The 14,660-nt window shown below is 36.7% G+C and carries 5 protein-coding genes; 3 read left to right on the top strand and 2 right to left on the bottom strand.

Annotation, left to right across the window (positions count from 1 at the left end):
- Positions 1-258 precede the first annotated feature (258 nt).
- Both OZP13_RS13785 and OZP13_RS13780 read right to left on the bottom strand, forming a co-directional pair.
- Positions 259-2,193 carry a RagB/SusD family nutrient uptake outer membrane protein gene (locus OZP13_RS13785; RefSeq protein WP_281297504.1) on the bottom strand — a complete coding sequence of 645 codons (1,935 nt, stop codon included), beginning with the start codon at positions 2,191-2,193 and terminating at the stop codon, positions 259-261.
- A 12-nt stretch (positions 2,194-2,205) separates the two neighbouring features.
- Positions 2,206-5,295 carry a SusC/RagA family TonB-linked outer membrane protein gene (locus OZP13_RS13780; protein ID WP_281297503.1) on the bottom strand — a complete coding sequence of 1,030 codons (3,090 nt, stop codon included), beginning with the start codon at positions 5,293-5,295 and terminating at the stop codon, positions 2,206-2,208.
- Positions 5,296-6,430: 1,135 nt separating this feature from the next.
- Between OZP13_RS13780 and OZP13_RS13775 the strand changes: the two genes are divergently transcribed.
- From OZP13_RS13775 to OZP13_RS13765, 3 genes are read left to right on the top strand one after another with little or no spacing between them, the layout of a single operon-like run.
- Positions 6,431-9,634 carry a SusC/RagA family TonB-linked outer membrane protein gene (locus tag OZP13_RS13775; RefSeq protein ID WP_281297502.1) on the top strand — a complete coding sequence of 1,068 codons (3,204 nt, stop codon included), beginning with the start codon at positions 6,431-6,433 and terminating at the stop codon, positions 9,632-9,634.
- 9 nt (positions 9,635-9,643) lie between these two features.
- Complete coding sequence (locus tag OZP13_RS13770; protein ID WP_281297501.1) at positions 9,644-11,575, top strand: RagB/SusD family nutrient uptake outer membrane protein; 1,932 nt, start codon at positions 9,644-9,646, stop codon at positions 11,573-11,575.
- 43 nt (positions 11,576-11,618) lie between these two features.
- The gene (locus tag OZP13_RS13765) at positions 11,619-14,639 is read left to right on the top strand and encodes a SusC/RagA family TonB-linked outer membrane protein (RefSeq protein ID WP_281297500.1); all 3,021 of its coding nucleotides are present in this window, start codon (positions 11,619-11,621) and stop codon (positions 14,637-14,639) included.
- Positions 14,640-14,660: the final 21 nt, after the last annotated feature.

Below are 14,660 nucleotides of genomic sequence, written 5' to 3'. Positions count from 1 at the left end.
TTTATCAAAATTTTTATAAAAATTCAAAAAGCAATAGAGACTAAATCACGGCTAATTTTTTGTTTGAGGTGTTTAATAATCTGAAAAAAGTATACCAAAAAGAAGAGAGTAACCAGCTCTCGACTTTTTGGTATAAAAAAAAACTAACTACTAACTACTAATTCATATTGTTGTGATAACTGTTTGATTTTAAAATTTTTATAAAATTTTAAAACAATTATTTTGTATTAAGGATATTCCTGTTGGACAATGTTTATACTAATTGTAACTCGGATTTTGATACGCTTTTTTCTGTTCAGGTGTCATGATCATAGCATCAATCTGTCCTTGCGGAATTGGGCGTATATATTGATATTTCAAAATGGTTCTATTTACCTTTACAGCTGTATGATTCCCTTTTGAAGCTCCACAAATTTCATAACTTGATGCAAGTTCTTCCCATTTTTGGGTACGAACCAAATCAAACCAACGATATCCTTCACCATAAAACTCTCTTGAACGTTCCTCTAAAATATAGTTAATGTCAATAGTTGCTGGTGTGGCAGCAATCATTGCTGCACTATTATCTGCAACTTTGGCAACATTTCCGTTGTTGTCAAATCTCCATTTTCCAGCACGAGCACGAATAACATTAATTAATTCTCTAGCACTTTTACCTGCTTTTGTTGTAGCGCCTTTTACAGCAGCCTCAGCAGCTACGAAGTAAAATTCAGAGAATTTAGCCACAGGAAAAGGGCGTGTACTACCCGCATTTGGTTGGCCTAAACCAGTTCCATTATCAGTACGGTATGGACCTATTTTCCATAATCCTGGATAAACTATTCTACTAATACCACGTGGAGAAATTACATAATCAGATCTGCCAGGTAATTCACCTGCTCCAACATTATTTGCACCACTTCCACTAGGATAAGTAATAGGAGTAGATGGTTCACTGTCCAAGAAAGTTAATATTGCTCCACCTGGCGCAACTGGCAAACCATTTGCATTGTTTAATGTAGCACTTGCATTACCAGCTTTGTTCCAGTTACCACGATATACCGTTGTAAAAGTACCATCATAGCGAGAATCATTTGTTTTGTCAGCAAATGTTTTTTCAAAAACGTTAATTGTTGGTGCCATACGCACCCATGGACGACCTAAGGGTTGTACAGCTTCACGTTGAACAGAAAAAACTCCAGAACTTTTAAGATCTGTATAGTTCCATGTCAACATCCAACTTGCAAAATTATCTGGAGCTCCACCACTACCAAAAGTAAGGCTTGATCCGTTGTAAACTTCACTTTTCTCCGTGTGATCTGCATATAACAACATCTCTTTGTTACGATCATTTGTAGCTACATTGACATCATAATAAGTAGCTTGCAAAGCATAAGTACTACCTGCACCATCTATGCCTTCAGTAGCAACATTATAGGCTTGTTGAAAATACCAAGCCGCATCATGTCCGTCAGGGTCAACACGAGGTGTTTCAGGATAAGTAGGGATGTTATTAGGGTTTTGAAGCCACCAAGCATAAGTAAGATAGGCTTTTGCTAGAAATAATCTTGCAGTTGTTTTAGTTACAGTTCCTGTTAAACGTGGAGCTGTAGGCAAATTATTTACAGCTTTTATCAAATCAGGAAATATCGCTTTGGTGTAAACTTGAGGCACAGTATTTCTAACAGAAAATCTTGAAGTACTCGTGTTGAACTTAAGTTCTCCAGCACCCAAATCTAAAGGCACTCCACCATAAGTTTGCACTAACAAAAAGTAATCGAATGCTCTGAAAAATCTGGCTTCAGAAATTAAAGATTCTGCAAAACCAGCTGCGGCTGCATTTTCGATAACCCCACTAGCGGTGTTAATGTTTGGAAACACAGTTCCCCACAATATACTTGTTGGGTAGCTAGTTGATATAATTGAGCCGGCACCAGAAAGATCCATATCCTTAAAGTTACCATCCGCACTTGCTCCATAAGTTGCTTCGTCGGTACCTGTAATTAAGGAGTTGTAATAGTAGGCTTGCCCATAAAGATTACGCAAGTGGAAATACATGTATGTTATTCCTCCTTGAACCCCTTTTTCAGTTTTAAAATATCCTGGTTCATAAATGCTTCTTGGCTGTTCATCCAAAATATTATCGTTGCATCCCCCTAAGACTAACGTCAATAGGGCTGTTGCTACTATAGTTTTTATTTTTATAAGTTTCATGATTTTCCTTTTTTAAAATGTTAGATTTAAACCAATCAAAAAGTTACGAGTTGATGGTGTATTAGCCGAAATCGTAAGAAGACGTCTATTATATGAAGCTACGGCTTGATTTTCGTCACCGTATGAGTTTGTTTCAGGATCCATTCCTGATTCTTTATGATAATCCGAGAAAAATACAAATGGATTTTGTGCTGTACAATATAAACGTAGTTTATCAATACCAGTATTTTTAATTAATTTTTGGTCAAAATTATAACCAAATGTAATGGTGCGAATTTTTAGGTATGTCGCATCAAAATAGCCTAGTGTAGAACCATATTTTGGATTATCACCACTTTGTATTCCACCAGGTCTTGGATATTTGGCATCTGTATTGTCTGGTGTCCAGTAATCAACTTTTATGTTATTTCTACGTCCTGTTAACATATTAAGGTATCCTGCTGATCCATAAAGTGTACTGATTAATGTTCCTCCGCTTTGAAATGCAGCTACCGCACTTAAATCAAATCCTTTGTAGGCTACACGTGTATTAAAACCACCTTGAAAATCAGGATCAACTTTTATAATCTGACGGTCAGCTGCGCCAATTTGTCTTGTTGGTGTTCCGTCTGGATTAAAATCACCTGTGTATTTCACCTTAATCATACCTACATTTCCTCCTGGCTCATACTTAGTTAAATTTGCATCACCTTGCTGCCAAAGTCCTATTTTTTCATAGTCATAAATTACATTAATAGGAGAACCAACAAACCATCCATTACCCTCATCTCTTGTTTGCCCAGTGGCTAGAGCGACCAATTCGTTTTCGTTAGAATAAAAATTCACACCAGCATCCCAAGTCCAACCATTAAGATTGTCGATTATTGTACCACTTAGCGAAATTTCATAACCTTTGTTTTGAGTTTGCCCAATATTTGCAGTATAACTACCCACACCCGAAGTTGGCGGTAAACCTACACCTAGCAAGATGTCTTCAGTATCAGTAACATAATATTCAACAGTACCTGATAAACGATTGTTAAATAAACCAAAGTCCAAACCATAATTCATTGTTGTAGAGAATTCCCATCCTAATTCAGAATTTGGTAATGTAGATACATAAGAACCTACTGCATAAGTATCTCCAAAATTATAATTTTTAGTTGTCAGTTTTCCAAGTGTTGAATAAGGATTAACTGCTTGATTTGAAGTTTGCCCGTATCCTACACGTAATTTCAAAAGATTAATGTATTTGTTATCTCTCAAAAACGATTCTTTACCGATGTTCCATCCAGCTGATATAGCAGGGTAAGTATGCCATTCATATCCATCAGCTAATCTTGACGAACCATCTGAACGAACAGTTGCAGTCAACATATAACGATCATCATAGGAGTACATAGCTCTAGCCATATAGGACATTAAACCACTTTGGCTATATCCTTGCCAGTCTGGGTTTATGGTAATTTCTCCTATAGCATATCCTAAATTGTAATATTGAAAAGCATCCGAAGGAATCTTTATTGCACCAATATTTGAACTATTAGAGGTTCCTTGCTCTGACGAAAACATTCCTACTACATTAATTTTATGTTTTTCGGCAAAAGTACGATCATAGGTTAGTATATTTTCCGCTGTCCAGTTTTTAGAAATTGAGTTATTGATAGATGCCGATGAAAAAGTTGTTGGATTGATATTGAAAACACCCTCTCCTGTATAACTACCACCAGTACTCATACGGATATTCAAACCACCATTCAAACGATATTTTAAACCTTCAATTCCAGGTATTTTTACCTCCATAAAAATATTATTATAGGATGCCATCGTTTCACTTTGATTTTTCCACTTATCTCCTAAATTATTTACGGTTTCTCTTGTAGTTACCCAAGCTTCATCCTGAGCCATCTTCACAGTTCTTTTCAACGTACCGTCTAAGTTATATGGGTTAGCAATAGGCGTTGTACTCAATACTGTACCCACTCCCATACTAGCACCATTATTAATAGAAAAGTTATTGTTTGTAGTAAGTCCAAAACGGAAAGCTCCTATTTCTTGATCAATACTGGCATTCAATGATATACGCTCAAAATCTTGTTGAGGAACTATCGCTTCATCCTTAAGATAACCTAAATTAAATTTATAAGTTCCTTTTTCTGTCCCACCTAATACTGCTATATTATGACTTGATTCTATACCAGTTCTGTAAAACTCATCTTGCCAATTTATATTTACATCGTTAGCTTCATCAGGACCATTTGAAAAAAGTGGAGCAGTAGCACCTGGAGCCGTTGCTGCTTTACGCAATGCAACAAATTCAGGGCCATTCATCATGTCATATTGTGCAAAAGCAGTTTTTACAGCATAGAATTGATCATAAGAAAATGTAGCTGCCTGACCTTTTTGTCCTTTATTAGTAGTAACTAATATAACTCCATTAGCACCACGCGATCCGTAAATTGCGGTAGCAGAGGCGTCTTTTAATATATCAACACTCTTAACATCTCCTGGGTTAATGTCGGTAAAAGATCCTGAAAAAGGTATTCCGTCAAGAACCACCAATGGATCATTACTTGCAGACAAAGAACGCGCACCACGAATACGAATTTGCATGGAAGTACCTGGTTTTGTCGAGGTCTGAGCAATATCGACCCCAGCAAGACGTCCTTGTAAAGCTTGCGTAATATTTGAGGACGGCACATCTCTTAATGTCGTTCCGCTGATAGAAGCAACCGAACCAGTAACCGCTTCTTTTCTTTGGGTACCATATCCAATTACTACTACTTCTTTCAAGGCACTTGCTTCGTCTTCCAGTTTTATGTTGATTTGAGATTGATCTTTTACAGCTACTTCTTGGGTTTTATACCCCATGAAGCTAAAGACTAGTACTGCGTTTGAAGGCACATTGGTGATGGTGTATTTTCCATCATAATTTGTTGATACCCCTTTTTTATCTCCTTTTAGCGAGACATTTACTCCTGGGATTGGACCCGATGGATCAGAAACAATTCCAGAAACCGTTCTTTGGGCATAGGCCCCTGTAGAAAACATAAATATCAGGAGTAAAAAAACCAGATGTTTAATATGTTTTGATTTGCTTTTAATAAATAAAAAGTCAGTCATAAATAAATTGGTTAAATTGGTTAATTATTTTGTTGTTAAATTATATGTAATAAATGAATTCTTTTTTTATGAAGAATTTAAATTAAACGGCATTTAATTTCATATAGCAAATATATTAAAAAAAACACAACACACAATCGGTTGCGTATTTTTTTTGAAAAATAATGTAAAAAAAGCAAAAAAAGGAATTTAGATTTTTTTAGATGGCATCAGATGTTTTATTGTCACATATTAATTTCAAAAAAAAATATTTTATATTAATTAACGGAAAGGTCTTTTTTGGTCGATAGTTTGGGACTTTCATTTATATTTTTTTGCAGTATTGGCAAATTCAAAATTCACCTAGTGTTGTAATAATGACAAAAAATTAACTTATAAATTTTATTATTAAGTGTAAAAGTCACACAATAATTTTACACAATCGGTTGTTTTGTTCGAAAAAAAAATTACATTTGCTTTTTTAAGATTCATTGAGCAGGAAAAAGGGGTGAAACCGAAGTATTCAGTCATCTAAAATTTGACATAAATTCAATGAAAGTTTCAGACAGGTTCCATAAGACAAAGTCTTCAATGCAATACAAAATCTGGTTTTTTCCTTAAAAAGCCATTATACAACTATAACGATTTCGAACAAAACAATTTTTAAAATAAATAACTAACCAACCAATTAACCAACCAAATAAGCCTATGAAATAAAAAAACAAAAAAAATCACCGTTTTTGAAATATTCTCAATTGTTTGATTTGTGTTTTGCCAGATTTTGTTGAATAGCACATGGGTAAATAATTCGTGTTCTCTTAACCGTCAAGAGTAATTGTTCCAACAGGATTCATCTGGCCAAAATGTGGCTTATAACATTTGATTTGTAAAACAGGAAGGGTGTGAATTTTTATCAACTAAGTCATGTAATTCAATTCGCTACGAGCAATGATAGCTTTGTCTGAATTTTAGGGTGCAAAATAATTTTGCCTAAAATTTAAAAAAAAATAAAAACAGGGGAGATTTAGATTTTGCAAAATAGTTTTAAACTAAATCAATCGTTGCATGCAGTAGTATAATCTAAAGAATGTGCAGTTATATGACATATAAGTTAAGTTCTAATTTTAATAAATTAAAAAATGTCAAAAATATTAATATGATAAAACAATTAATTAAAGTTCCACGTAAAGTTAATTCCGTGGTATTGGGAATTTTGTTACCATTTATGTTTTCGAACGTGTTGTTGGCAAATGAAGTAAATTCATCATTGGCTGTTGAAAAAAGTCAAAGCAGTCAGCAAATTACTGTTTCTGGAACAATTACTTCGGCAGGAGATAAGTTGCCAGTTCCTGGCGTGACCATATTGGTTAAAGGTAATTCAAAAATTGGTGTAATGTCTGACAACAATGGGAAATATACAATAAGTTTGCCTTCTTCAGATGTTACCTTGGTTTTTAGTAGTGTGGGGTTCAAGACCGTAGAGAAGCAAGTAAAAGGCCAATCTGTAATCAATGTTGTAATGGCCGTCGATCAAACATCTTTGAACGAGGTTATTATTGTTGGGTATGGCAAGCAAAAAAAGGAGAGTATGGTTGCTGCAATTTCCCAAGTTTCAGGAAAAACATTGGAAAGAGCAGGTGGAGTTCAAAGTATTGGGGCCGCTTTAACGGGTAATGCGCCAGGTTTGATTACCACTGCCAGTACTGGTATGCCTGGAGAGGAAGATCCTCGTATAGTAATACGTGGAGCAAGTACTTGGAATGATTCATCTCCACTTATATTGGTTGACGGTATAGAGCGTCCCATGAATAGTGTTGATATTGGATCTGTAGAGACTGTTTCTGTTTTGAAAGATGCTTCGGCTACCGCGGTGTATGGATCAAGAGGAGCCAATGGGGTAATTCTTATCACCACCAAACGAGGAAGTTTAGGAAAAGCATTGATTAGGGCTAGATTTAATGCAACAATGAAAGTTCCTTCCCAATTGCCCAACAAACTCGATTCTTATGATGCCTTGACGGTTAGAAACCAGGCTATTGAGAATGAGTTGGCATTGGCACCATCAGGGTGGAATGACTATCTTCCACAAGCCATAATTGATAAATACAGATATCCAGCCAATCAAGAAGAAAGAGAGCGTTATCCAAATGTAGATTGGCAAGACACCTTGTTCAAAGATTATGCAATGTCTTATAATGCCAGTTTGAATGTAAGTGGAGGTACTGAATTTGTCAAGTATTTTACCAGTGCAGACTTTTTAAGTGAAGGCGATCTTTTCAAGCAATACAGTAATAATAGGGGGTATGACCCAGGTTATGGATACAATCGTCTAAATGTTAGAACCAATCTAGATTTTCAATTTACTCCATCAACAACCTTTAAAGTAAATCTTGCAGGTTCTCACGCTGTAAAGAAAAGTCCTTGGGGCGCTTCTGGAGCTGAATATACCATGTGGGATGCTGCTTATTCTACGGCTCCCGACGTGTTTTTACCTTATTATGATTCTGATAGTTCGTGGGGATATTTTGCTCCAAATGAAGGAAAAGCATCCAATTCGGTTCGTAATTTGGCCATTAGTGGTATTCAATATGTTACCACAACGCGTCTTACTACCGATTTTACATTGAATCAAAATCTGGACATGTTGGTTAAGGGTCTTAATTTTACGGGAACTTTAGCTTTGGATAATTCATTTGTGGAAGGTGATCGAGGAGTTAATGATTTGTATAATGATACCCAACAAAAATGGATTGATCCAGTGACGGGAATCGTTACTTATAAAAAGACTTACGATACAGCCAATAGGTTTGATTTTCAAGAAGGAGTAAAATGGTCTCCAAGTGCTGGAGAAGTTCGAGATGGGTCAACATACAGAAGACTTTTCTATCAAGCCCAAATGAATTATGCCGTAAATCTAAACTCCAAGCATGACATCACTGCGATGGGACTTTTTAATCGTAATGAAGGTGCTACGGGAAGTATGATTCCGGGTTATAGAGAAGATTGGGTTTTTCGTACTAGTTATGGTTATAGCGGGAAATATTTTGCTGAATACAATGGAGCATACAATGGTTCTGAACAATTTGCCGCGGGTAATCGTTTTGCATTCTTTTCATCCGGAGGACTTACTTGGATTGTCTCTAAAGAAGGTTTCATGAAGAAAACGGAATCTTTCCTGGATTTGCTTAAATTAAGACTAAATTATGGAGAAGTTGGTGATGATAGAATTGCTGGTAGATGGCTTTATCTAACTCAATGGAGTTACGGAGGTCAATCGCAATTAGGAACAAGCAATGAAGGAGGAGAGCTAAGCACTTACACATGGTATAAAGAGGCTGCTGTTGGAAATCCAGAAGTGACTTGGGCAACGGCAAAGAAAACAAATATAGGTGTTGATTTTGGGTTGTTCAAAGGTCTTGTAAAAGGAACTGTGGAACTCTTTAAAGAAGATAGAGCGGATGTTTTTGTGTCGGGTAGTGGTAGAGCAGTACCATCCTATTATGGAGCAATAGCACCTGCTGCCAATTTAGGAAGGGTTGAAAATAAAGGATATGAATTTGAGGTTAAATTAAATTACACCTTTTCCAATGGTTTGAATTTGTGGTCTGATTTGAACATGACCCATTCCAAAAACAAAATTATTGATGCTGATACCCCTGAATTATTGCCGGAGTATCAAAAATCAGAGGGTAAGCCTGTTGGGCAAGCTTATTCCTATGTTGGACAAGGGTATTACAATACTTGGGATGAATTGTATGGAAGTACTATTCAGGACACAAATGACAATCAAAAATTACCGGGAAGTTTCAACCTGCTTGATTATAATGCCGATGGTGTAATTAATTCTTATGACAACATTCCTTTTGGGTTTTCAGGTACACCACAAAACACATATAACGCCACGGTTGGTTTCAACTGGAAAAAGTTTAGCGGTTTTGTTCAGTTTTACGGAGTTAACAACGTAACACGACAAGTGGTTCTAGGTAGTTTGGTTTCACAAAATCACGTAGTGTACGATCAAGGGTCATTGTGGAACAAAGACAATATGGATGCAGATAACCCAATGCCTAGATGGCTTTCCACACCAAGTGGTTATAATGATGCCCAACGCCACATGTACGATGGCTCATACTTGCGCTTGAAGAATGCCGAAATAGCTTATACTTTTGACGAAAGCAATTCTTCAATAAAATCCTGGGGTATTCAAAATATAAGGGTATTTATAAACGGGGACAATCTTTACATGTGGTCAAAAATGCCGGATGATAGAGAGAGTAATTATGCTGGAACAGGTTGGGCTTCGCAAGGAGCATATCCAACAGTTAAACGTTTTAATCTAGGAGCTAACATTATTTTTTAATTAGAGATTATGAAAAAATATTTCAAAACAATAGTAAAGTACAGCCTTATATTTGGCTTGTGTGCCATTCCGGTATCCTGCGAAGAATATCTTGAAAGGTCTCCAGAAACTCAGATTTCAGAGACTGAGGCATTTGAAAATTTTACTAAATTTCAAGGATTTACCGAGGAACTATATCAAACGATTCCAGATTTTACAAATGGATATTGGACAAATTCCTGGAATTGGGGAGATGACGAAATTCAGTCTACTGCTCGTGATTTCCATTTTGTGTGTAAAATCGACAACGGGAATTTTTGGGGTTGGCAATCTGAACACGATGGTTGGCAAGCAGGATGGATGAATCGAAGAAGTGTATCCACAAACAACGACCGTATGGCCAAGGATTTATGGACTTTGGGTTGGGCCGGTGTTCGTAAAGCAAATATTGGTTTAGCCAATATGGATAAATTGACGGATGCCACCCAGGAAGAAAAAGACATGATAAAAGGACAGCTTTTGTTTTTTAGAGCTTGGTATCATTTTCAGTTCATGCAGTATTTTGGAGGTCTTCCATATATAGATACGGTACTTCCTAGTGATCAACCATTGAGGTTGCCTAGACTTAGTTATGCTGAATGTGCCGAGAAAGCAGCGGCCGATTTTAGGGAAGCGGCCGATTTGTTGCCAGTGGATTGGGATAATACCGTTGTAGGTAAAAAAACTTCAGGAAAAAATGATTTGCGCATCAACAAAATTATGGCCTTAGGCTACTTGGGCAAAAATTATCTATGGGCAGGAAGTCCGTTGATGAATAAAGTATCTACAGGTAATGCCGCTTATAATATTGAATTTTGTAAAAAAGCAGCTCAAGCTTTTGCTGAATTATTAAATCATACTGAGAGTGGTAGTTCTAAATATGGTTTACTACCATTTGCGAATTATAGTGATAATTTTTATACAACAGGTAAAAACTGGGGAATTCCTGGAAGTACTAGTGTTCTTCTTCCTGGAAATACTGTACCTGTTAAAGTTACTGAAGCTATTTTTAGAGGGCCTTATTGGGGAGCCAACGGTTCTAACTGGGGTACAAGTAAACAATACCAGCCAGCACCTGTATTGGCAGACGGCGATGTCAAATTTTTGCCGACAGCCAACTATGTCGATAATTATGGAATGGCAAACGGTTTGCCTATAACAAGTATTACCCAAGCTGATGCTGAGTCAGGGTATGACCCAACTCGTCCTTGGCAAGGCCGTGATCCACGTTTTTATAACGACATAGTTTATGACGGTGTAAAATGTGTTACTGGAACCATGCCGGCCAATGTTGAGGCAGATCGTTATGCTAGATTGGCTACGGGAGGAAGTTATCGCAACATAGGCACCGGAAGTAGAACAGGTTATTTATTGTATAAGTTCATTCCAATAACCGCCAATAAATATGATGGAGGGTATGATTATGGTAATAGTTTGAATATCCATATTCCATGGATGCGTTTGTCGGATATTTATTTGATGTATGCCGAATCCGCAGCAGTGGCTTATAATTCTCCTGTGGGTAAAGATCCATCCTATGCAAAAACAGCCGTTGACGCCATAAACGTGGTTAGAGACAGGGCCAAAGTAGGTCATGTTGCCAACAAGTTCTTGGGTTCGGTCGATTCTTTCATGAATGAAGTAAGACGTGAGCGTGCAGTTGAATTGGCTTTTGAAGGTCACCGTTTTAATGATCTTCGCAGATGGTTGTTACTTATCCAAAGTCCATATACTTTAAAGAAATCAATTGAATTTGATAGAGATCCAAGCTTTAATGTGGCAACTCCTAAAACGAATAAAGTGCTTAATATTCGTGAAACGGTTATTCTGGAACGAAATTTTAGCGAAAAGCATTATTGGTTACCATTGAAAAATACAGATGTAAACATGTATTTGGAATTTCAGCAAAATCCAGGATGGTAATTATTCAGATTATTTTAAAAACTATAAATACAAATAGAAAATAATGAGATATATACAACTAAAAAAGGTGTTATGTTTTTTAATCATTGCTTTTTCTCCCACAATTATTCTCGCTCAAGTTGTTCGTAAAATTGATGTCAATGGGATTGTAAGGAGTGCAGAAGGGAAGCCTGTTACAGGTGCTACTCTTGTTAGCGAAAAAGACAGTATTTCCACCACTACCGATGCCACGGGCAAGTTTTCGCTAAATGTGCCAGTAGATTCAAAATTATCAATTAATGCAACGGGTTATAATACAAAATCAGTTGTGGTTACACCACAATCAAATGAAATTAGCTTGGTTCTGGACAAGGATCAGTCAGTGCAGGTTGCATTTAAGAAAGTTCAAGAAAGAGATCTTTTGGGAGATGTTTCTTATGTAAACATACCCGAAATCTTGGCAAAGAATTATACAACCTATAGTTTGGATGGACTGCAGGCTTTTGTGGGTGGTTTCAACGGCAATATATGGGGGTCTGGGGGATATTTGGTATTGGTTGATGGTATTCCTCGTGATGCTACCAGTATTTTGCCCGTGGAGATTGAGCAAGTTTCATTCTTGAAAGGTGTTGCTGCAGTGGCATTGTATGGAAGCCGAGCGGCCAAAGGTGTCATTTATATCACATCCAAAAAAGGTGTTGTTCAAAAACAGCAAATTAGCACCAGGATAGATGCAGGTATAAATTTGGTAAAAAGGTTTCCTAAATATTTAGGTTCAGCCGAATACATGCACTATTACAATCAAGCTCGTGCCAATGATGGATTGTCTCCATCGTATTCAGACGAGACTATCTATAATTATTCTTCTGGAAGCAATCCTTACAGATATGCCAATGTAGATTACTATTCATCCGATTATTTAAAAGATTTTGCCACAAGATATGATGCCAATGTTGAGATCAAGGGCGGTAACAAAAGAGCACAATATTACACAGTGGTCAATTTCTCCAATACAGGAGATTTGTTGAACTTTGGTGAAGCCAAGAACAACAACACGAACCGTTTTAATGTAAGAGGAAATGTAGATCTTAAAATTAATGATAATATTTCTGCCACAATTGGTACAAATGCAATCTATTACAATGGTAGAGGTGTCAATACAAATTATTGGGGTAGTGCAGCAACCACAAGACCAAATCGCTTTACTCCTTTATTGCCGATAGACATGATTGAAGAATCTGACGATGCTTCTCAAGCTATGGTCAATAACAGCAACTATGTTATTGATGGTAAATATTTATTGGGAGGTACACAATTGGATTTGAACAATTCATTTGCCGCCATTTATGCAGGAGGATATAGTACCTACACCAATCGTCAGTTTCAATTTAACACTGGTGTGGATGCCAAGTTGAACAGCCTTCTAGATGGATTGTCCTTTCATACTGATTTTGCCGTAGATTATGAAACATCTTATAATCAAGCGTATAATAATACTTATGCAGTATATGAAGCGGCATGGAATACCTATGCAGGATTTGACCAAATCACTTCTTTGACCAAATTTGGGGATGATGCCAAATCAGGAGTCCAAAATATTTCGAATAGTGCATACAAACAAACGATAGCTTTTTCTGGGCAGTTTGATTACGTGAAAAAAATGGATGGGGGTCATAACTTTTCGGCCATGTTGATCGCAAATGGATACCAACAGTCACTTTCCGAAGTGTATCACAGGGTAAGCAATGCCAATTTAGGACTTAATTTAAGCTATAATTATGCCGGTAAATTTTATGCCGAATTTAACGAGGCTCTTGTTCACTCTGCCAAGTTTGCCGAGGGAGAGCGACTTGCCACTTCACCTACATTATCTTTTGGTTGGAGAATTAGCGAAGAGAATTTCTTGAAAAACTGGTCAGCATTGGATAATTTGAAACTTACGGTATCCGCAGGTATATTGAATTCAGATTTAGATGTTTCCAACTATTATTTGTATCAAAGTATTTATACGCAAACTGAAGGTGCTTGGTTCAGCTGGAGAGATGGTTCTTTGAACAGGAGTACGGACTCTCGCAGGGGTGAAAATCTAGAACTTTCCTATGTTACAAGAAATGAGTTTAACGCAGGTATAGAAGCATCATTTTTGAAAAAATTGATAACTTTTAACGGTACATTCTTTGTCAACAAAATTAAGGGTAACCCTATTCAAGCTTCTGTTTTGTATCCTAATTACTTTACAACAGGTTTCCCGAATACGTCTTTTATACCTTATATCAATTATAATAACGATGAGCGAATTGGTTTCGATTTCAATGTTAGGGTAAATAAGAGAGTTGGACAAGTGGATTTGGCTCTAGGAATTACAGGTAACTATTATGATACTAAAGCTGCCAAAAGAGCAGAACAGTTTGAAGACGATTACCAAAACAGGCAAGGAAAACCATTGGACGCTCTTTGGGGGCTTAAAAACGAAGGCTTTTTCATGGATGAACTTGATATTGCCAATCATGCTTCACAAACATTTGGTCAAGTTAAACCAGGGGACATTAAATATACTGACCAAAATGGGGATGGTGTTATTAATTCCCAAGATGAGGTTTACTTGGGCAAAGCTGGTTGGAGCGGTGCTCCATTTACTGGCGGTTTGAATTTCACGGCCAAATGGAAATCTTTGACATTTTTCGCATTGGCAACTGCGCAGTTTGGTGCTTATGGCATGAAGAACAACTCCTATTATTGGATAGATGGCGAAGACAAATATTCCGTTATGGTAAGAAACAGCTGGACTGTCGAGAATCAAGCCACGGCAACTTATCCAAGACTTACCACAAATACAAGTGACAACAATTACCGTTCATCCGATTTTTGGATTTACAGCACAAATAGAGTTGACTTAGCCAATATTCAGATTTCGTATGATTTTCCAAAAAAAATGATTCAAAATTCATTTATCAATGAATTGGGAGTCTATATAAATGGATCTAATTTGTTGACAATATCTCCAGAGCGTGAATTTATGGAGTTGAATATTGGTGGTACGCCACAAACCAGATTTTTCAATTTAGGTGTAAAAGCTTTATTTTAAATTAACAAATCATTAAAAAAT

Source organism: Flavobacterium limnophilum (assembly GCF_027111315.2).
Taxonomy (GTDB): domain Bacteria; phylum Bacteroidota; class Bacteroidia; order Flavobacteriales; family Flavobacteriaceae; genus Flavobacterium; species Flavobacterium limnophilum.
This window is presented reverse-complemented; position numbering and strand designations above follow the sequence as displayed.

Bases quoted from the DNA above. Each gene is read 5' to 3' on its own strand.
- OZP13_RS13785 (WP_281297504.1), bottom strand. From the start codon at position 2,193: ATGAAACTTATAAAAATAAAAACTATAGTAGCAACAGCCCTATTGACG.
- OZP13_RS13780 (WP_281297503.1), bottom strand. From the start codon at position 5,295: ATGACTGACTTTTTATTTATTAAAAGCAAATCAAAACATATTAAACAT.
- OZP13_RS13775 (WP_281297502.1), top strand. From the start codon at position 6,431: ATGATAAAACAATTAATTAAAGTTCCACGTAAAGTTAATTCCGTGGTA.
- OZP13_RS13770 (WP_281297501.1), top strand. From the start codon at position 9,644: ATGAAAAAATATTTCAAAACAATAGTAAAGTACAGCCTTATATTTGGC.
- OZP13_RS13765 (WP_281297500.1), top strand. From the start codon at position 11,619: ATGAGATATATACAACTAAAAAAGGTGTTATGTTTTTTAATCATTGCT.